We start from the raw sequence: 20,012 nt of genomic DNA on the forward strand, positions 1-20,012 counted from the left end.
ATCAACTTAGAGTTCTTTTCATTAAAAAATGAAAATATCCTTAAATACAACTTATGATCAATAAATTAAGAATAACTCCTTTTAAATATTTCTCAATTTCTATCCTTCATATTGAAAATTTGATTGTTCTTCTTTGGCTTTGTTATATTTTTTTATGCTGTTTAATAAATTCTCTATTTTCCTCTTCTGTTCATTATCACCATATTTCTCTATCAACTTCACCCCAATAGATACGTAGTTTAAAAAAACAATAGGGGAATTCTCCTTTATATTTAAATTCAATGCCTGTTTAAGTACTTTATAAATAAATTCAAATAGATTATTTTTCCCTAGTATAAACAATCCAATATTTTCAGTTCTATTTTTTTCAACATATTGTTTCCATTCTACTTTTGTCTTAAGTGAATTATACTGATTAAAGTACTCTTTTAATTTTTCATCACTCAAATATTTAGTGGATGAAACAAATAAACGAATTAATAGCTCCTTATCATCCACTATTTTTTCACTGCGTATATCGCTAAAATAATAATTTAAAAATTCATCAAACTCTTCATTTGTACCAATCCACTTTTTTACTTTCTCTTTTATATCTTCTTGATTACTAAACTTATTCCAATGAGAAAAAATTTCTTTAGCATCAAATTCATCAAACTCTTTAAAATAACTTACTTCAGAATTTTTTTCATACGCATTTTTAACAGCTAATTTCAAATTACTTAGATTAGATTCATTATAATTATTTTGTAAATATTTATAAACCTTTAAAATGAATAAGATATTGGAATTCTTCCAATACTCTACAGAAAAATTATGATCCTCTAAATCTAATTTTCCCGCTATTATCTGAGCTAAATAAACTATACTTTCTTTGGCGTTTCTATTTTCGCCCATATTATGTATTTCTTGATATGATTTCAAAAGAAGGGTAAATATTTTTTCTAAATACTCATCCGCCTCCGACAATCTATGTTCCAACTTCTCATTTACTTCTTTAGCATTATATTCCTTAAGTAAATTTAAATATATTGTTTGTATTTCATTTAAATCTTTTTCTTTAATCAAACTGATAAAACTACTTAATTCATTTTGAGTAATAGCATTTCTAGGACTACTATACATAAAATAATGATTAAAATACTTGTCTGAACAAACTCTCTTTTCTTTCTCCCATTCTTTTTCATTTACTTTTTCACCTTCAGATGCATTACCAAATAGACGTGATGCATAAGGAAAGATCGTGCATAGTATCACTTTATATTCATTTAATCTAGGTATCTCTTTAAATTCATCGTCTAACTCAAACTTCGAATCATTTAAGAACAATAATTTATTAGTATAAATATATTGATACAGTTCCGGTGAACTAACTTGAATTAAGATTAAATATAGTAAATCCCTAACATTCACTTCCTCTTTTAAAAATGGTAAATAAAACTTCACCAAATTAAAGTATCTAGATACGTCCCTTAATGACAATTTTAACTCTATTAGATCATTTATTATTTCATTATAGCTCTTATCTAAAATGTTATTTTCCTCAATAATTTTATTTAATTGTTTTTTACATAAGCCATATAAGTCTATAACATCTGGCTTCGGTAAATAAATAGGTATCTGTATAAATTTCTCTATATATTTTTTTGCATCCTCTAAATTTCCTTTCTCTTCAAATTGATAAACTGATGACAAAGATTTTTGGACAACTTCTTCATCTAGAGCCAATATATAAGTTACCTTTGGAAAATCTGCTACCAAACGTACTAACTTAAAAATCATTCTAATTTCAGATCCCTCAAGACGATCAATATCATCAATATATACAACTATTCTTTTGGGATAATCTTTAAGCAACGTTTCAATTTCTTCTTTTAAATCCGATAAACTATCCGTACTCTGTCCCGGTTTAAATCTATCTATTAGTTCCTTAAATGAAATTATCGTTCCAAAACCTCGCAAACTGACAGAAGATAAGATATCAGCATACTTTTTTATAGCTTTACCAATTTCAGGGTTATATCCTTGAGTTTTTTTGATTCCTTCCAAAAATTCCAATAGGTAAAGACGAATAATATCATGATCATTTTCACCAAAATACCATGGTTTAAACTCTATAAATATTACCTGATTCTTATCACTTTTTTCTTTAATTAAATTATACACTGAACTTTTACCGCTTCCCCAATTCCCTAAAATACCCATTGTTAAGCTATCTTCTCCACTTTTAACTAATGATTTAGCTATTTTTTCTGCAAAAGAGGCTCTATTTAAAGTGTCCTGCTCTATATCTTTTATAGGATATTCTGAGTTGTAATAGGCTTCTATTTTGTTTTCTTTTTGAAGGGTATTGGCTATTTTTTCTTTCTTCTCTTTTTTCTCTTGTTTAAATTTTTGTATTCGCGCTAAAATTTCACCAGTACAATATAAAATTATTAAACATGAAAAAAACATGCTTATATCGAACAAATCTGAAAGAACATTTCCTGTCCACATGCTAACAGGTGTGTTTATAAACCAATAATTCATTATTATGCTCAATGATACAGTGAATATAATATAATCAGATAACCTAAAAAATGTTTCTCTTTTGATTCTAGCATTAGAAATACTAGTAATAATATATGAAACAAAAAATAGTATTAATGGTATTGTAATAAGAACATATAATACTCCTTTCACCCCAAAACTTAAGTAATCTGACGGAATTTTATTATGCATTTCATTTCTCATTATTGTCAAAAAAATATTTATACATATAAATGATAAAATTACACTTGATACTCTCAAACTATTTTTAATTATTTTTTTTGTATTATTTTCTTCTTCCATTATAAAACCTCCTCTTTTATATACTTACAAAGTAGATTGTCTTATTTCCTTGGGTTCCTCTCTCCCTTATTTTCATAAAATAAATACTGATTGGATACATTACCATTATTTTCACTCCTTTCAAAATCATAATTAACAACATTTAGTAATTATAATATAAAAGAAAAAATTTTTTCCATCTAAAAGATTCTTTTTACATTATATTTAAAATCCCCCTTCATAAAAGAACATACGCTCTTTTATGAAGGGGGCAATCACAGTGTATGACTATTCAATCCTAACGAATAAAATCATCTTATGTGTAGTTCTATGAAGTTTTTACGCTTCAGTAAGTTGCATCAAAATGGGATTAGACCCTATGCATACAAAATTAGCAATAGTAGGTGATGTAAATAGAAGCGGTTCATCGTTCTAGCCGCAACTCCCCCCTTAAAAGCATTGGTGTAAAGAAGAATGTATGGTTTGGTATTTAAGAATGTAAATCAGACTGTATTTGGTACTATGGAACATTATCCCTTATATTTTTCATTCCTACTGCTACTTATGTTATTTCTAAATTAATATGTTCATAATTAAAAAAGAGGGTGCTCGCAGCTCCCTCTTTTTTTAGACAATTAAATATGCTCTCCATGATCCATAAACACTTCAATAGTTTCATTTTGTGATACGTCTTTTACATTAGTAAGACCAAAAGTAAAAACAGCGGATAACATCATCATTAATAAGATTACTTTTTTCATTTTAGCGCCCTTCTTTCTATACTCTTTTTGTCTGCATCTAAAGCGATGTGTAAATACTTGCTGGCTTTTTCGTGATTTTCTGAACCATAGAATATATTACCTAAAAGATAAGCATATTCTTTTACCCAATCATATAATTCTTCTTTTTCAAAATACGAAATACCTTCCATGACCACCTTTTCTAATTCTTCTTGTGGTGCATAGTTATGTAATGCTTTTAAAATTTGAAAATGATGACGATAACATAAGTCACTAATCTTATAGCCATTCTCAATATATTCATTAGCATTATGATTATGACCTAACTTAAAATGTTCTCTTGCTAAAAGAAACATCGTTTTAGCGTTGTTTTCTAGTGATTCCTCTAAATGCTTAATTGCTAACTCTGACATGTTTTGACTTGCATATAAAAGTCCTAAATTGTGCTTTACACGTTTAGTAAGACTTTCGTCATGAGATTTTTGGAAAGTACCCAATGCTGAAAGTAAATATTCTTCTGCACTTTCGAAATCACTTAAGCGAGTGTGTGCCATCCCTAAAGTATTCAAACAAGCAGCAGTTTTTAATTCATACCCTGGACTAATTGAAAATACTTCATTTGCCTTCGTAGTAAATTGAACTGCTAGGATTGGTTTCAATATGTGATAGTAATGAACTGCAAGCCAATAATTAAATTCAGCTTTTTCGATTTCATCATGCATGTACTCTAAATACTTTTCAGCTTCTTCAAATTGCATTCTTGCTTCACTATGGTTTGCTGTATTAGTAGCATAAATTGCTTTAAATAAATGATGATAGTACTCTAAAAATGTTTCTGTAGGCTCTTGTAATGGCTCAATTTTATCCAAAATATCTTTTGAACTATCCATATCACGAATTAGCAGATTATACCGTGCATTCAATAAAGCATAGTAGACTAATATTGTTTGGTCTTCCTTAATATTATTGATTTTATCTGCAATCTCTTCTTTTATTTTATTAGACTGTAATACACTTTGTGAAATTATAGCTTGATACCAGTCGTTTAATAATTTTGTGATTTCTTCTTTAGAAATAATTTCAACATTCATATACGCTACCCCCTTTTATTAAAGGTTACCATAACATACTTGTTTATATAAATGATTTTCCGAATATTAAAACTTGATAAATTTTTCCGAACACTCATATTAAACAATGTTAATTTCAGATTTATTGAACCACCCCCACTTTAAATAAATATCTGTTAATCTTACCAATCAAATTAGTACAACAGTTAACATGATACACAGGGAAGCTTTAATTGAATAGAAAACATATTTTGAATAACTTTCCTTAAAATTAGTATCAGTATCTCTCATTCCCTCGTCTACCGATTTTAATTTCCATATTTCTTTAAGTACACGTATATATGATTTGATTTTATACGAAAAACCATGAATTATTAAAAATTTAGTTTCAGATAGAAGACGTAGACCATAGGAGTTGATGTCCCTTAACCCGCAATACATTCCTGTTTTTTTTATTGATACAAGATATAAATCGTCAGTTTTAACTATATAGTTGAGAAGGAATGCTAAAAAAGAAGGAGGATCATGATGAAATATCAAACAATATTTCCCTCATTAAAAAAATCGCTTTTTATCTTTATACTTTCTTTCAGTATGTTAATTTTCACACTCCCTACCTCTACCTTTGCACAAACCAATAGCAATGTAATTTCTGTTACAAATTACTATGTATCTCCAACAGGAAATGACCTCAATCCCGGTACATTAGATCAACCTTTCGCTACCATTCAAAAAGCTGCTAATGTCGCGAAAGAAGGAAGTACAATCTACATAAGAGGCGGAGTTTATAAACAAAAAGTTCGTGTCGCTCATTCTGGTGCCTCAGGCGCACCCATTACTTTTCAAAATTACCAAGATGAAAAAGTCATTCTTGATGGTTCTAATGTCAAGTTAGAAGATGATGGGTTATTTACAATAGAAGACAAAAACTATATTCAAGTAAAAGGATTAGAATTTCGTAACTTAAAGTCAACGAAAGTTAGCGAAACCCCTATTGGAATTTATATCACTGGAACAGGAAGTTACATTGTTATTAGAAATAATTATATCCATCACATTGAAGCGAATGTAAAGGATGGAAACGCACACGGTATTGCTGTGAACGGGAATGTAGATTCTTTTGAAGTTACTAATAACAAAGTACATGATAACAACAACATCGGAATTGTTCTGATTGGGCATGAAGGTGTATCACCAGTAGCTTCTTTAGATCAAGCACGGAATGGAATTGTACGTAACAATATTGTCCATCACAATTCATCCATCACTAATACGAGTTATAATGAATATTCTGCTGATGGTATTTACGTAGATGGCGGGAAGGAAATTATTATTGAGCAAAATCAAAGCTATGAAAACGACCTTGGTATTGAGGTGGCAAGCGAACATGCAGGAAAAGGCGCAAGCCAAATTACCGTTAGAGACAATACAATATCCTATAATATCATGAGTGGTATTGCAATTGGTGGATATGACAGTCAGCAAGGATATGTTGAAAATAACACAATTACGAACAATGTAATTTATAAAAATGATACAAAAGATCAAGAGAGTGGCCAAATCGAATTAAATTACGATACCCGGAACAATGTAATTACCAATAACCAAATCTATGCAAGTAATAGCCGTATTTTTATTAGCAATAATTTTAATAAAAACACAGGAAGCAAACTTGATTACAATCATTACTATGGTGATTTCGATCAAACTAATGGCTTATGGCAATGGAAAAGAAAAACGTATAAAGGATTTTCATCCTATCAGGCAGGTATGAATCAAGAAGGAAATGAACAACATAGTGTATTTAGCAAATTGTCTCCTTCATTCAAACTTATTTTAAAATGAAGCAAATTTACTAAAATGACTTTATCTTAGCACACTTCAAATCCCCTCCCCTATAATGGCAAGGATGAATTAAAAATTGCAGTTTCAATTGAAACTGCAATTTTTCCATGCTTATAAAGACTCTGCATATATTCTGTAAGTACATAGTTGTATCTATAATTATATTAGTAAGCTGCGGCTAATTTCTCTTAATATTAAGTACTAATACCTCCGCAGAAAATATTCTATTATTAATTCAGGAACAAGTATATTAAAAATATGAACCTTATTTTTAGTATTTCTTTTTATATTTAATAGCTCCTTCTCCAATATGAATAAGCAACTTTTATTATCCCTAAAGAAATAAAGAAATATAAGAGGATATTCACAAATTGTTCTGCTGTAATATATTGAAGTATGTTAAGGAGAAATAATATAACTATTCCCAGATAAAGAGTATTATATAAAAAATTAGTAGTTTTATACTGAATTTCTAAACCTCTCTCATCTCTTGCCTCTTGGCTTTTTTGAAATTTAAACATATATAATTCACTTAAGCATGATAAAACTATAATAATAATTACAGCATACTTTATAAATTCCATTTGTTTATTCCTCCTTAAATTCAAAAACTTCCTCTAATGGTTTTCCAAAAGCTTGGGCTATTTTAAATGCAAGAATTAAAGAGGGATTATATTTATTCCTTTCCATAGAAGCGATAGTCTGTCGACTAGCACCTACTCTCTCTCCTAAATCTTGCTGTGTCCAACCTTTTTCGGCACGACAAACAACTATCCGGTTGTTTAACAACTATCTCCACCTCCCATAAACACTTTATCCTATTTTTAACATTTTGCATATATTTTTTAACATATTGTGTACTATTTTTAACATTTTGTTAAAAATACCATATGAGGGACATTAAATATTCGCAAGAACTAGTCTCTTTGTACAACTAGTATTCTAGGAAATTGTTACTAAAGAAGTTGCTGCTTTTTATCCCTTTAAAAACTTAATCGCTTTACGGTACTTCTCCAATCGTTTTAGGTCTTCATCTGTTATCCTAGCAAGTCTTGAGTGATCAGAATTATGTTTTAAGTCTGCAAGTTTAACTGTACGGGCAAGAGAATTTTCTTTTACTTTACTCAGATACTCAAAATAAGGCGTGTATTTCTCTTTTGTCAGTACCTGCACTGCCTCAACTACGTTATAAGGTATACCAGCATTTAATAAATCAGCAGCAGTTATCTCAGTATCTTCCAGAACGTCATGCAAATAAGCAGTAGCTTTCTCTTCGACCGTATTTACAAAACTAGCAACTGCCTCAGGGTGTTTGATATAGTCCACACCCGCTTTATCTACTTGTCCAGCATGGGCATTTTTAGATATCTCATGAGCTATCTTTATATAATCAGGTAACATCGCAAAAACTCCCTTTCTTTAAACAAAATATCCCCCTCTAGCAAGCTGTTCTAAAAATGAAGGAGGAAAATATTTATATAATCCCTCAGCAAATCATTAAAGTTCATCTTAAAACAAAAAAATTTATAAAAAATGCCATCCTCTCTGTATATCTCTACAAAAAGAATAGCGTTTTTGGTTATATGGATACAATTTTATTTTAATTTGAATTACGCCCTTTTCCCTTAAGAGTATTTACTATATTAATAAGGAAAATTAGTCCGCAGACAAGAAATAAAAAAGGATGCACCCGGGTAGCAAGATAGCAATAACCCCTGAAATTAAAATTAAATCTGAACATATTGAAGAATCCACTACAAAAAAGCTACCGAAGCAAAAGTAAACAATATATAGATTTTAATTATATTTCTCAACAACCAAAATTACTTAATGTGGCAAAATAATACTCGGGTTGGCACCCAATACCATATTACGATGGTTCCAGTCGCAGTAAGGCACCTTTGGGTGTCTTTTCTTTTGTTTGAAACACATTCTGGCAAAATTCCTGTATCTTTGTTGATTTACGCCTCACATAATCCAACAAACTTCGTATATATAATTTGTTACCCTAAATGGGTTGACAATACGAACAGTTATAGGAGGATTTTTTGAATGGTAAAAACAGCATGTGTAAGTATGATTACTGGCATTCTTTTAATATGTTCAACAGGATGTGCCACTCAAACTGATTCTATTACACCTAAAACTCAATCAATAGATGATGGCACATATACAACAAAAGAAATCACAGACGCATTTCCTGTAGGAACCCCCATAACTACTTACATTCAAAAAGAAGATAAACTGAACGTAAAACATATCACCAGTATTACACTTACAGATGGTGGCGTCGGTAGAGTTTTGGAAGCAACAGATGGTTTTGTTGTCGTATGTGGGAGTGAAAAAGGAATTTTTGATGTATTAATATTTAAAACCATGGAAGATGTAAAGAAATATGAACAGAGTTTAAAGCGATAATTAATATCCTTCTTATGCCTTTTACACAGACATTGTCCTCTATCTCTTGCTATGGCTCTATGTACAGTATAATTGCATCATAAGTAATCACACGTTATAATAGTCACCTAATTACATATGAAGAGGTGCAGAAAATGAATAAAACAGAATTAACAAAAGTAGTAGCAGAAAAAGCTGAACTTACACAAAAAGATGCTGCTGCAGCAACACAAGCGTTATTAGATACAATCACAAATGCGTTAGCAAATGGAGATAAAGTACAGATTCTTGGCTTTGGTACATTTGAAGTACGTGAAAGATCTGCACGTACGGGACGTAACCCACAAACAGGTGAAGAAATGCAAATCGCGGCTTCAAAGGCACCTGCTTTTAAAGCAGGAAAAGAATTAAAAGAGGCAGTGAAATAATTACACATAGTCAAAAGGCTTTCCACGCCCCAGCTTTGTCCCCTAGCCTTCGCATATCCTGTTTTGGCTAGCTAATCCGGTTTGTTAAGGGGGCAAAGAGAAGGAGGGCAAAAAAAAGAATCCTCTAAAGACCAGGATTCTTTTTTTTGAAGTATCGCCTATTGTGAAGTATTTTTATAAGAATGTGTAGTAGAAGGTTATAGCAAATCCGATTATAAAGAGTAATGATACGAGGAGATAAACTCTTTTTTTGTTATCTTTTGCTATTATTTTATCTAGTGTAATAAAAATACCAACAATACCTGCGATTAATGCGAATTTAGAGAATTCAGATGGATATGTGAAGGCAACTACTGCGAAACAAGCAATAATCAATGTTAGTCTATAAAACAGTATTCCTTTAGACATTTCCATTTGAGGAATCACACCCTTCTTTTTATATTTGACTAGCAGCGCAACCAATTGCGTAACCAGCTAGACATCCAAGACAACAACCACATGCACCTTCGCAAGCCCATTTAGCCCATTGAGGCATAGTTTTCCAGTTGTTTTTAATACAACGTTGAACATCTTCCCATTGACACTCCCACGGCTAAAGCCGCAAGTCCTACACCTTACGGTGTAACGGATGGGATTCTTGAATGACTAAGCATTCGCAGTCCATTTCTGTTTTGAACAGCCTTCAAGATGAGGGTGTGCCATCACCCCTCCTAAGACAGACCATATAGGTTCTTAGGCTGATTGACTATTACCGCCAATCACAGTTGCGTAGCGAATATTCATCGCCCCAACGATATCACGATGTTTCTCAAACCCACATTGACACTTGTATTTTCTGTCTTGCGCCTTGTTCTTTTCAGAACATTTCGGACATGTTTGACTTGTATAAGAAGGGTTCACATATTCGACCTTTATGCCAACTAATGTCGCTTTGTACTCGATGAATTGTGCTAAACGATGGAATGACCAAGTGTGTAGATTTTTTTCGTTTTTACGGCTTGTTCGTGCCGTCTGTCTAAGGTTCGTTAGTTGCTCTAATCGAATGACAGAAATATTATTATCCGTTGCAAAATCAACGATTCCACGACTTACTTTGTGGTCTTGGTCTTGCATCCATCTTTGTTCTTTATCATCAAGTTGACGAAGGGCATTCAGTTTCTTAGCTTCTCCTAATTTCTTGCGAACACTGCGAAACTTACGTTTCATAAATTTGTTTTGCCTACCGTTCCCGAAGAAACGAACTTTATCATCATCTGAGATGGCTACCGCAGGAACTTTGAGACCTAAGTCTACTCCTAAAATCTTTGTTCCCATTTTTTCGTTTGTAGGAATCGTGACAGATATTTGAGCAATCCATTTAGCAGATTTCTTTGTGATACGAAGTGTACCTAACTTGTGCTTCAACAATTCGAAATTGCGATTATATTTGTCGATTAATAAAGCGCGAACCTTTAAACGAGTTGACTTTCCGTTTACCATAAACGGAATTGAAATGTGTGTGAAGTCAAATGAATAGTTTTGGTTATTCCATACACAAACAGGTCTTTTTAGAATCGGAACGATTTTGTATTTACTCTTTTTCACCTTTGTAGAAAACACACTTTTCGCATCTTTAATTGCTTGATTTTTCACCGCACTTGGGATATTGGCCTCAATATCCTTTGTACTTTTCTTCGTGCTTTTCTTTGCTTCAACCATTTCAGATACAAGGGCATTAATGACTTTTATATACTCGTGGCTACTTTGTTCCAATAGCATGATTTGTTCTTTTGTTGGAAGCAATTTAACTTTAACCGTGATGGTTTGTGGCACAAGTTTCACCCCCTCGTTTTTTGATTTTCAAGATAATGTTTTATTGTCTCACTTGATACACTTCCAGCAGTAGAAACAAAATAAGAACGCGTCCATAGGCTCGGCAAGTGTTGAAGATGTGGAAACTCTTCTCTCAAACGTTTTGATGTCACTCCTTTAATTTTTGCCATTGTATCAGCAGGACTAAGTGTTGGTGGTGTATTTAAGAACAAGTGAACGTGGTCTTTGTCGCATTCCATTGCAACAATAGAAATATCCAATTCTCCGCATATTTCTTGAACCAACTCCTTGAAACGTTCTTCTACTTTTGTGTTAAGAAAAATCTTTCTTCTGTATCGCGGGCAAAACACAAAATGATAGTTAATTAATGACACAGTTGTTTTGGTTCTTCTATAATCATTCATCATGTTTGCATTGTATCAGTTAGATTATAAAACTGCAACACGAAAGATAAAAAATAAAAGATAAAAGATACCAACATTTTGGATACTTAGAGTGCCACAAACCTTGCGGTTTATAGTGCACTCCTTATCCAACCTCACTTTCATCCCATGCCTAAAGGCGAGGGGCTTTCTCGTTCGGGAAGGGCTGTAAAATAAAATAAATTTACGTAAACATGTTTAAATCATTATAAAGGAGCATAAAAGAATGCAAGAGGTTCAAATAAGAAAGAATGCAGTAGGAGCAATTATTCATAATGATATTAAAAACTATCCCTATTTAAATATACCTATGGTTATTAAAGAGAAAGATGGACAGATTTATGAAGTTATAAACACTGGTTTTCACACTAATAATGCAGTAAGAATGATAACAATGGACGATTTTGCTACAACCAGAGTAAATGCACCGATTGTAACTATAAAAAAACAGTGATGGTAATATTCAAGTATACCGCTTGCCTTTAGAATTGGAATCTTGGGTAATTTCTTGTATGCAGGCTGCTTCTGCAGGAAAAATTTCATTTCCATGTAAAGTTTCCTTTGGGATTATAGATACAAAATATTATGTTGAATTCATTTAAAATTGGAATACATTTGATGTAAATAAAGACGGAACACCAACATTTTGCAAATTCTGTACGTCAAGACTAAATCTCTTAATCAAACCATATTTTATTATAAGTACCAAAACTCACTATCAACAACAAAGTAGCCTAAAAAATATTAAACATCCTTTATTATCGATATTATTAACGTCAAATAAAAAAAGAAGAGAGAAAACATTCTCTCTTCACCAATAATATTTTACAGAGTAAGTAGGGTAAAAAACTATATAAAGATGAACCACGAAAATACTTTACCTAGTGAATTATATCATAAATCACTCTAAAAAAATACATATCACATACAATTTTGTTTTATTTATGACAAAATTGTTAAATATTTGAATACAAAAAGGCTTTATATCTATATGACTAGAAAGGTGTTGGTGTGGTAATAAAATTTAAGGAGGCTTTCTATTATGTTTTCAAAAAAACAAAAATTATTAACAGTAATTACAACATTAACATTAGGGTGCGGATTTACTTTTGGCTTAACACCTGCTTCTGCGGATACTGCCAATAACACTTCTCCAATTAAGGAGGAACAGGTACGAATACAAATACCTTTCACGGGCTATGTTATTTCAGCAGACGATAATTACTTAATTGTTGCTGATACTTTTACGAAAGAAGAAGCACTTTATTATCAGAATAATTGGTGGGAGCTAGTTTCCCAAAATAAAATTTTAAGAGTACCTGTATCCAATGGTGAAAACTACAAATTAGGTGAAAAATTAAACGTATACGCTGCTGCTTGGACTTACTCTTTACCACCAATCGCTATAATGCCAACAATTGAAAAAGTAGTTGATTAAATACTGCTTATCTAATAAAAGAAACATTGCCCTAATTAGAGCAATGTTTCTTTTCCTCATTTGACATTAGAAATTGAAATGGATGAGAACAGATTTGGAACGCTATTCTCAAAAGCTAACGTAAAGGAAGGGATGAGTTCATGTATTCTTTCTTGCATTGATTTCTTATTTACTTCTCCAAGTTCGTTCAAAAGTTCATTCTCTTCTGAAGACTCATCTCCATTGATTAACATCCTTAACATATCTGAGTTAATGATCTCATGAGGCGAATGAACTAGCCCATTCATCATTATATATTTTTGGAGCTTGGATGAATTACCCTCATTCGCTTGCTTTACAGCTTGTTTAAGATATAAATCAAAATATTTTTGTGCAAATTTCACACCTTTTAGTGGAACGGCTCCTACATGTTCAACACCTTTCCAACGTAAATCCGCAATTGAACTCAGCCACCATGCCGGCTCAATAGCTTGTTGCATACGTTGCAGCACTTTGCGTTCGAATCTAGGTTTATGAGTAGAATGTTCTTTTAAACAAGTATCTAACATTTCAGCTTCAATGGCGGCTACGGTCATCCCTTGTCCGTAAATGGGATCAAAGTTACAAAAAGCATCACCTAACACTAATAATCCAGATGGCCAATTTTCCATTTGTTCAAAATGTTGACGAGTTGACTCCTGCGCTCTAAATCCTCTTGGGACACTAATTGGTTCTAACTCTTTAATTAACTCCCTCATCATAGGGGTAACTAAAGAGTCCAGTTCTTTTTCATATTCTTTTGAATTGGTTGGTGGATAGTGCGTACCTCCAGCAACAAATAGTAGCGCTTGAGCTATGTTATCTTCAATATATAATAACCCTACAGCACCAACGTTTTTAGCAGGATCTCCTTCAGAAATTGCACTCAATTTCTCTTTGATATGTGAAGGTACTTTATAATATCTCGTGCTATATCCAAAATTCACCTTTAAACGTTCTGGTTCTGGAACATCATATCCCATAGATGTAAGCCATTTATTGAGTTTAGATTGATGACCACATGTGTCAACTACCAAATCGGTTAACACAGTTCGCTTTGTTTTTAATTCGTCTCGTTCTTGAATATGAATTCCAATAACACGCTTGTGATCAGACGAAGCTAAAAGGCCTGTCACCGCTTGCTTTGAATAAAAATGTACATTAGGAATTTCTTGCACACGTTGGCGGATTGTCCATTCTAACAATGCTCGACTGCTTGCTGCACCTTTTCGTTCTATAACTAGTTCCAGTGCCCCATACGGAGAAAATCGAATCATTTTATCATTCTTGACATTATGAGCCCCTAGATTTAACAAATCATCAACATATCCAGGAAAGAAACGGTTCATAATTATTTCTCCACGTGGTAATACACGATGAGGATGAAAGTCTTGTGGTGTACCTGGACGTTCAGATGGTTTTTGAGGTAACTCATCTTTTTCAACAACTATCACTGTCTCAAAATAACTGGAAAGCACGCGTGCAGTAAGTAAGCCTGCAATACCAGCTCCAATCACAAGTGCCTTTTCTCTTTTTTGCTGTTGATATAGTAATTGACTATCCATCAATAATCTCTCCTCTTTCTAAAAAGTATGTTTGTTCAACATGAATCTATTAAAACTTTTCCAGAAATCAGAATAAATGAATGATGATTCTTCATTATTTTAATCAAGGTGGTTCAAATCAGAAAGTACACTCAAATGAGTATCATTTTTTAACAAGATTCAGGTTCATATAACCTGTATAACTGCTCACCGTTTATAATAGTCTTTTGTAAATACCGCTTTATTCACCCTCTTTTTATATTTTTTATAATTTGCACCTTAAATGTATCACTTTTGTTATCCCTATAAATATTTAGGGTTTTTAGAAATATTTATTTAATTTTTAGTAATATTAGGATTCTATTTTATCAAATAAATACTAGAAGGTTTGAGAGAAGTATGTAATAATGCATAATAAATCAACTGGATATTATGATATACTTTCAAAGAACTAATACAAAATTTCTTTAGATTGGAAAACTAAAGTCTTATCTACCTAATTGTGGGGACGCCTTATGGCGTCTTTTCTTTTTATTATAAAAAACCCTCAAGCATCCATATGCTTAAGGGTTTATCAATTGAAAGGTAGAGCTGTTTGAAATTCTTTAAATTAAGAACAAAGCGGGATTACTCCTAAACCAATTAATAAAGCTGCAGCAAACGCTGGAATTGGCGCAGGAATCTCGATACCTTCTACAACTAAAAAGTATTGTCCATTTACTACTTTAAAACAAACTAATTGCATGGCTAATCCTCCCTTCTGCTAGGATTAATACATTACATTAAAAATCCTATCATTTATATAATTAAATAGTTTGTTTTCCTGGAAGTGTGTAATTTATCAACGTTCAAGGGAAACACATTAATTTATCTTCCCTTATTTTCAAAAGGACCTGCTCAATTCACACATAAAAACATAAGGTAAATTGAACCCATTAAAACACATGGAATACCCCCTAGTTTTACCCTCTTATCTAAAGGAGGAACTATTATTATGGGATATGGTGGTAGTTGCGGCGAAGGCTGCGGTTTTGCTGGAGGCTTTGCTTTACTCGTTGTACTCTTTATACTATTAATCATTATCGGATGCAGTTGCTTCTGCTAAAAAACTATTAGAAAAGGCACCTTAGGGTGTCTTTTCTTTATGCGTAAGAACCTCGCCATCTTATGGAAATGGCGAGGTTCTTATCTATATTATTTATTATCTTGTTCCAGGCTTTTATCAAGATTAGAATTACCATTATTATGGTAACGTTGATAGTTCTCTTCATGTAGCCTTTGTTGTTCTTGTTCAACTTTATTATCATGATCAATTACCTTAATAACAAAAAATAATATTACGATTACAAACACTACAAATGGGATGAGAGCAGTTTTAGAAAGCTCCTTTAAATCCTCTTTTGCTTGTCGCTTTTCTTCTCCTGTTGAAAAGAGATAAGCAAACAAAGCTATTATAAATGCGAAAAAACCTAAGAGTATTTCTACAACTGCAAAAATAGCATCTAACATTACTTATGTATCCCCCTAATATAACATATATGTATTACTAATTAACCAATAATTCCCTTACACATTATATCAGCTAGAATACATGAAGGTATAATATATTATTTGTATAGTTAATTTTATTAATTAACATGCATTACTATACGACAATTCGAATCGTCGGAAGACCCCTTAAGTTTTTTTATGGAAAAATCCCCACACATTGTGTAGGGACCTTGTTTTTCTTACCATTTAATTTTTGTTGGATTTAACTTGGAAATATATCCACGTACTAATTGTTTTTTGTTACTGTCATAGATACCGATATCACCAGAGAAATTTTCCCAATATTCCCCTAAATAATCTTTTGATGGTACTTTCAAATCTACATTTAATCCCATTGCCCCAAAACTTGCCACCTGGCGCGCTGCTATGTCGCCTACTTGTTGCGCTCGTTCTTTCGTTGTTCCAGCTGGAACGATAACAACAATTCGAGTTAGATTGTCTTTTGCTTCAATATGGACGTCTTGCGCCTGTGCAGCCACCTTTATTCCATCCTTTGCTGTTTCGATGCCTAATTGGCTTAATTTCACATCTTTATTACGCGCTCCCTGGCCTTGTGCTGTCATCGATTGTTCCACTTTTTCTTTTGCTTGTGCCTCATTTAACCCGCTGACTTTCGGTTGTTCAACAGGCGTTGACTCTGCTTTTTGTTCTTCTTTAACTGTTTCTTTTACTACATTTTCATGCTGTTTTGACGTATCCGTCGATTGTTGCACAGTTACTTTCCTATCTTCTTGCTGCTTTTCTGCCTGAAATGCTTTAACTTTTTCTTTTTGTTCCTCTTTCTTCACATCTTGCTCTATTTTCGCTTCTTCAGTACCACACGCTGCCAATAATAAACCTGCTGCAATTGTTAAACCTGCTAATTTAATTGCTTTCATAATAAATACCGCCTTTTCATAATTTAATTCTTTCATATGTATAAACGAACTCAGCTACAAATATTGACTTTGTACTACATATTTGAATTATTTAAATGATAACATATTAATATTCAAATTCTTTATATTTAAATATTAATTTTATAATCTATTTTCAATCAAAACAAATTAATATTTGCATAAAACGTGGCAGTCATTCTTTTAAATCGATAGTGATAGGGTACCGCCACACATCCATCAAGCTAACAGAACAGATTACCCCCTAAACGAAAATTTTGTGTCTTTTTTTAGCGCAGAAGTTCATTATTATCGTTTTTTATGTTCCTTAACTTGATAGAGGTGTGGTGGATCCCTTTTTTAGAAGTAAATACTTCTAAAACCTTGAAGTATTTGAAAATCAATTTTATCTGCTTTTGTCCTTTGAATTATAAAATCTAATCCATTTTTGGTATTGTCCGCATATTTAGGCATTGCTTCAAGAGTATCTGTCAATGGTTTGTTGAAATCGTCCCAATGTATTGGAATAACAAGCTTCGGTTGTACTTTTCGTACGGTTTGCTTGTAATACGTATTTTGGAAAGTACTTTCCTGCTTTCCTAATACCCCTATTCCTAAAAACAAGACATCAGCTCGAATATCATCTAATACTCCTTCTATATAGTTAGCACTTGGTTTAACAAGGAAAGTTTTATTATTATGTGTAATCAAGTAATCATAAGAAGAGTCTTCATGATAATCTAGGGCTTTAGCAGGTTGTTTAAGTGGCTTTTTTATTTTTTCTCCTTCATCAAAGGTTGGTGAATGTTTCGATGGAAGGACAGTAACAGTAAAATCACCAAACTTCATAGCCTTATTTACTTCATATACAGACATCTGGTTCTTATTTATATCACCACCAATACCTATGTTAATTGCTGATTCTGAACCATATACATGTGTTCCAGTTCGTTTAGCTATATAAGCTAAATCAAACGCATGATCATAATGTGTATGTGCAATAAATAATCCCTTAAGTTTATTATTATCAACCCCTATTTGATTAAAAGCTTTATCCACAGTATCTTCATCTGTTTTTATATTGCTGAACAACATTTTTGGTAAGGATGGCTTAGAAATAAAACCATCAATCATTAATTGTGTATTTCCATCATCAAATAGTAAAGATGATGTTCCTAAAAATGTGACCTTTACCTCACCTTGATTCAATACTTTTTGTGTTGTTTTTGGAGCATAATACTCCTTGTATTGTTGAATATCTGCTGAAGGTGTTAAAAACTTGTAATAAACGAAAATAGAAGTGATTATTACTAGTACTAGTAATCCTATAAAAAACACCCTTAATTTTTTTCTTAATGTGTATTTCAAAAAACATTCTCCTTTCTAGACAAAAAATATTATTGTTTGCCTGTGCTAAATCCTCCTACTTGAGGCTACCACAAAGTATCTATAAAATTTAAAAAACGCCATCCTTTCCTATGATTCTACAGAAAGAATAGCGTATTTTTTCTTTTTATGGATACATTTTTTAGCTCAATAACGATGGGTTGTTACCTCGAATATAATTATTTTATTTAAATGTCTCTTTTAAATTTGTTTCATATCTTTTCATAGGTTGGTATACAAGAACGTGTAGTGATAAACCTATCACTGCAGCAATGTTTAAAATAATACTTATAATCATTAAAGACCCTTCTATAACTGGAGAAAAGTATCCATTCGTACTTAACGTAGAAGAACTTATACCAAGTAGTAAAATCACTATTAGTAAAGGTAAGTTTTTAACCAATTTGAATCCCCCTTTAAATGTAATATCTTTATATTATTATATCACACACTAGTTTATGTAATTACTATAAGATAGTTATCTATGGGCAATTTCACATGTTTTTTTGTTACAAGTTAGCACGAAATTTTGTTCTGGAGTATTATAAAACTTCCGCTTAATGGCGATGTGGTTCTATCCCATCGCTATCAAGCTAAGAAATTCATTGTACACCCAAACGAAAAAAGATGAAAATATAATAAAAAGCTTATCATTAAGTGCTAAAAGATAAGCTTTTTTGTCTATACTTATTAAATTTTATTTGATTTCTTCCATGCTAATACTGTAATAAGATATTGAATACCAAATAGGAAAGCAAAAAGTATAATAAATCTTGCTATTACTGATAACCATCCAACGAAATCTTCAGGTAAGTTATATTTGTATGTGGTAGCACCTATTGCGACAAAACATAAAATAAAGGTATTACTCATTTTTTCTTTTAACTTTTCATTTAATTGTTCTTTATTATTAATATCTGTTTCATAAATACCAGTCAAAATAGATTTAATAAAAAAGAATATCATATAAAAAATTATAATGGCTAATGAAGCAGCCCATTCTAAAAATGGACGGTGTAGATATGCTCCTCTTATTATAAAATCAACAAAAGCTATAAGTAGGACAATAATTCCAGATTGAGCCCAAATTTTCATTTCAATTTGTTGGATTCTTTCATCTGGGTGTGTACTGAGTGAAAACCATTTTTTTAGTTTTTCCATTTTAAAATTCCTCCCAAAATAATTTATCTAAACTTTTATCTAGTGTTTTAGCTGTATGAATGCAAAGTTTTAAAGAAGGGTTATAATTATTACTTTCAATAATACTAATGTTATTTCGTGTAACATTTACAATATTGAACAACCCTTGTTGGGTCAGACCTTTTTCAACCCTTGCAATCTTCACTTTACTTAAAGACATTAAATACACCTCACTTGTAAAGATAACTTCACACCGTAAATCTTATATTTTATATATTAAATTATTAACAACATTAATGCAATATATATTTTACATTTAGTCATGTATAGGTTGCAAATTCCTGTGTTTTTGTATCTAAAACTATCCTACAAATATAAAAAAATTCTTTCTGTAGAATCATAGGAAAGGGTGAATTTATTATATCTGTTTCTATATATAATAAATTAGAAGTATTTGTTCAAGAGATTCAAAGTTACTTGTACTTATCTCCCAATTAATTGTGCAATCTAACCTTTTCATCTACTAAGTTCTTTTACT

Annotated in this window: 22 protein-coding genes and 2 pseudogenes; 7 read left to right on the forward strand and 17 right to left on the reverse strand. The window is 31.7% G+C overall.

Translation table 11 applies throughout. The features are described 5' to 3' along the window. Window positions 1-99: 99 nt before the first annotated feature. Window positions 100-2,829 carry a KAP family P-loop NTPase fold protein gene (locus ACTFRH_RS22045; RefSeq protein ID WP_000390763.1) on the reverse strand — a complete coding sequence of 910 codons (2,730 nt, stop codon included), beginning with the start codon at window positions 2,827-2,829 and terminating at the stop codon, window positions 100-102. Between the two features lie 259 nt (window positions 2,830-3,088). Between ACTFRH_RS22045 and ACTFRH_RS22050 the strand changes: the two are divergent. Next, a pseudogene (locus ACTFRH_RS22050) lies at window positions 3,089-3,270 on the forward strand (DNA repair protein); the annotation flags it as partial. A 173-nt stretch (window positions 3,271-3,443) separates the two neighbouring features. On the opposite strand, the gene ACTFRH_RS22055 reads toward ACTFRH_RS22050, so the two are convergent. Both ACTFRH_RS22055 and ACTFRH_RS22060 read right to left on the reverse strand, forming a co-directional pair. Continuing rightward, on the reverse strand, window positions 3,444-3,569 hold the full coding sequence (locus tag ACTFRH_RS22055) for a hypothetical protein (protein ID WP_000755811.1): 126 nt from the start codon (window positions 3,567-3,569) through the stop codon (window positions 3,444-3,446). After that, the gene (locus tag ACTFRH_RS22060; protein ID WP_001100157.1) at window positions 3,566-4,639 is read right to left on the reverse strand and encodes a Rap family tetratricopeptide repeat protein; all 1,074 of its coding nucleotides are present in this window, start codon (window positions 4,637-4,639) and stop codon (window positions 3,566-3,568) included. The genes ACTFRH_RS22055 and ACTFRH_RS22060 overlap by 4 nt, the downstream gene beginning before the upstream one ends. Window positions 4,640-5,146: 507 nt before the next feature. Between ACTFRH_RS22060 and ACTFRH_RS22065 the strand changes: the two genes are divergently transcribed. Continuing rightward, entirely contained in the window at window positions 5,147-6,463 is a 1,317-nt protein-coding gene (locus ACTFRH_RS22065) for a right-handed parallel beta-helix repeat-containing protein (RefSeq protein ID WP_000877186.1), read from the forward strand. Between the two features lie 290 nt (window positions 6,464-6,753). Here the strand turns inward: ACTFRH_RS22065 and ACTFRH_RS22070 are convergent, their stop codons facing one another. From ACTFRH_RS22070 to ACTFRH_RS22080, 3 genes are all read right to left on the reverse strand, one after another. Continuing rightward, window positions 6,754-7,047, reverse strand: coding sequence for a hypothetical protein (locus tag ACTFRH_RS22070; protein ID WP_000394384.1), 294 nt, complete (start codon window positions 7,045-7,047; stop codon window positions 6,754-6,756). Between the two features lie 4 nt (window positions 7,048-7,051). Continuing rightward, a complete protein-coding gene (locus ACTFRH_RS22075; protein WP_000933886.1) occupies window positions 7,052-7,252 on the reverse strand; it encodes a helix-turn-helix transcriptional regulator in 201 nt (66 codons plus the stop codon). A gap of 186 nt (window positions 7,253-7,438) precedes the next feature. Then, on the reverse strand, window positions 7,439-7,864 hold the full coding sequence (locus ACTFRH_RS22080) for an HD domain-containing protein (protein ID WP_000936397.1): 426 nt from the start codon (window positions 7,862-7,864) through the stop codon (window positions 7,439-7,441). 651 nt (window positions 7,865-8,515) lie between these two features. Between ACTFRH_RS22080 and ACTFRH_RS22085 the strand changes: the two genes are divergently transcribed. Together ACTFRH_RS22085 and ACTFRH_RS22090 are read left to right on the forward strand one after the other, a co-directional pair. Further along, window positions 8,516-8,881, forward strand: coding sequence for a hypothetical protein (locus ACTFRH_RS22085; protein WP_000241082.1), 366 nt, complete (start codon window positions 8,516-8,518; stop codon window positions 8,879-8,881). 134 nt (window positions 8,882-9,015) lie between these two features. After that, entirely contained in the window at window positions 9,016-9,288 is a 273-nt protein-coding gene (locus ACTFRH_RS22090) for an HU family DNA-binding protein (protein WP_001043940.1), read from the forward strand. 174 nt (window positions 9,289-9,462) lie between these two features. Here ACTFRH_RS22090 and ACTFRH_RS22095 read toward each other — a convergent pair whose 3' ends face one another. The 3 genes from ACTFRH_RS22095 to tnpA all read right to left on the reverse strand — a co-directional run bounded on the left by ACTFRH_RS22095 (window position 9,463) and on the right by tnpA (window position 11,507). Continuing rightward, a complete protein-coding gene (locus ACTFRH_RS22095; RefSeq protein WP_255296057.1) occupies window positions 9,463-9,696 on the reverse strand; it encodes a hypothetical protein in 234 nt (77 codons plus the stop codon). Window positions 9,697-10,020: 324 nt separating this feature from the next. After that, window positions 10,021-11,100: an RNA-guided endonuclease InsQ/TnpB family protein gene (locus tag ACTFRH_RS22100; protein ID WP_001136642.1), complete on the reverse strand. Its 1,080-nt coding sequence runs from the start codon at window positions 11,098-11,100 to the stop codon at window positions 10,021-10,023. A gap of 5 nt (window positions 11,101-11,105) precedes the next feature. Then, the gene (tnpA, locus tag ACTFRH_RS22105; protein ID WP_033703441.1) at window positions 11,106-11,507 is read right to left on the reverse strand and encodes an IS200/IS605 family transposase; all 402 of its coding nucleotides are present in this window, start codon (window positions 11,505-11,507) and stop codon (window positions 11,106-11,108) included. Between the two features lie 241 nt (window positions 11,508-11,748). On the opposite strand from tnpA, the pseudogene ACTFRH_RS22110 reads away from it, so the two are divergent. Continuing rightward, window positions 11,749-12,124 (forward strand): annotated as a pseudogene (locus ACTFRH_RS22110) (hypothetical protein). A 440-nt stretch (window positions 12,125-12,564) separates the two neighbouring features. Next, complete coding sequence (locus tag ACTFRH_RS22115) at window positions 12,565-12,960, forward strand: DUF3221 domain-containing protein (protein WP_000491765.1); 396 nt, start codon at window positions 12,565-12,567, stop codon at window positions 12,958-12,960. Window positions 12,961-13,016: 56 nt separating this feature from the next. Here ACTFRH_RS22115 and ACTFRH_RS22120 read toward each other — a convergent pair whose 3' ends face one another. Both ACTFRH_RS22120 and ACTFRH_RS22125 read right to left on the reverse strand, forming a co-directional pair. Then, the gene (locus ACTFRH_RS22120; protein ID WP_000378201.1) at window positions 13,017-14,543 is read right to left on the reverse strand and encodes a hypothetical protein; all 1,527 of its coding nucleotides are present in this window, start codon (window positions 14,541-14,543) and stop codon (window positions 13,017-13,019) included. A 589-nt stretch (window positions 14,544-15,132) separates the two neighbouring features. Next, window positions 15,133-15,267, reverse strand: a complete 135-nt coding sequence (locus tag ACTFRH_RS22125) for a hypothetical protein (RefSeq protein ID WP_001177696.1) — start codon at window positions 15,265-15,267, stop codon at window positions 15,133-15,135. Window positions 15,268-15,516: 249 nt separating this feature from the next. On the opposite strand from ACTFRH_RS22125, the gene ACTFRH_RS22130 reads away from it, so the two are divergent. After that, window positions 15,517-15,627 carry a YjcZ family sporulation protein gene (locus ACTFRH_RS22130; protein WP_000540371.1) on the forward strand — a complete coding sequence of 37 codons (111 nt, stop codon included), beginning with the start codon at window positions 15,517-15,519 and terminating at the stop codon, window positions 15,625-15,627. Between the two features lie 89 nt (window positions 15,628-15,716). Here the strand turns inward: ACTFRH_RS22130 and ACTFRH_RS22135 are convergent, their stop codons facing one another. The 6 genes from ACTFRH_RS22135 to ACTFRH_RS22160 all read right to left on the reverse strand — a co-directional run bounded on the left by ACTFRH_RS22135 (window position 15,717) and on the right by ACTFRH_RS22160 (window position 19,694). After that, a complete protein-coding gene (locus ACTFRH_RS22135; RefSeq protein ID WP_000882894.1) occupies window positions 15,717-16,031 on the reverse strand; it encodes a hypothetical protein in 315 nt (104 codons plus the stop codon). A gap of 221 nt (window positions 16,032-16,252) precedes the next feature. Continuing rightward, window positions 16,253-16,987 (reverse strand): hypothetical protein, encoded by a 735-nt coding sequence (locus ACTFRH_RS22140; RefSeq protein WP_003304189.1) that lies wholly within the window; start codon window positions 16,985-16,987, stop codon window positions 16,253-16,255. A 321-nt stretch (window positions 16,988-17,308) separates the two neighbouring features. Beyond that, window positions 17,309-18,316: an MBL fold metallo-hydrolase gene (locus tag ACTFRH_RS22145; protein WP_000877999.1), complete on the reverse strand. Its 1,008-nt coding sequence runs from the start codon at window positions 18,314-18,316 to the stop codon at window positions 17,309-17,311. Window positions 18,317-18,518: 202 nt separating this feature from the next. Further along, window positions 18,519-18,737 (reverse strand): hypothetical protein, encoded by a 219-nt coding sequence (locus ACTFRH_RS22150; protein WP_000240396.1) that lies wholly within the window; start codon window positions 18,735-18,737, stop codon window positions 18,519-18,521. Between the two features lie 287 nt (window positions 18,738-19,024). Next, window positions 19,025-19,495 carry a DUF6773 family protein gene (locus ACTFRH_RS22155; protein WP_000413129.1) on the reverse strand — a complete coding sequence of 157 codons (471 nt, stop codon included), beginning with the start codon at window positions 19,493-19,495 and terminating at the stop codon, window positions 19,025-19,027. 1 nt (window position 19,496) lies between these two features. Continuing rightward, window positions 19,497-19,694 carry a helix-turn-helix transcriptional regulator gene (locus ACTFRH_RS22160; protein WP_000059058.1) on the reverse strand — a complete coding sequence of 66 codons (198 nt, stop codon included), beginning with the start codon at window positions 19,692-19,694 and terminating at the stop codon, window positions 19,497-19,499. Window positions 19,695-20,012: the final 318 nt, after the last annotated feature.

It is taken from the genome of Bacillus cereus group sp. MYBK216-1, from assembly GCF_051916495.1.
GTDB classification, from domain to species: Bacteria; Bacillota; Bacilli; order Bacillales; family Bacillaceae_G; genus Bacillus_A; species Bacillus_A thuringiensis_K.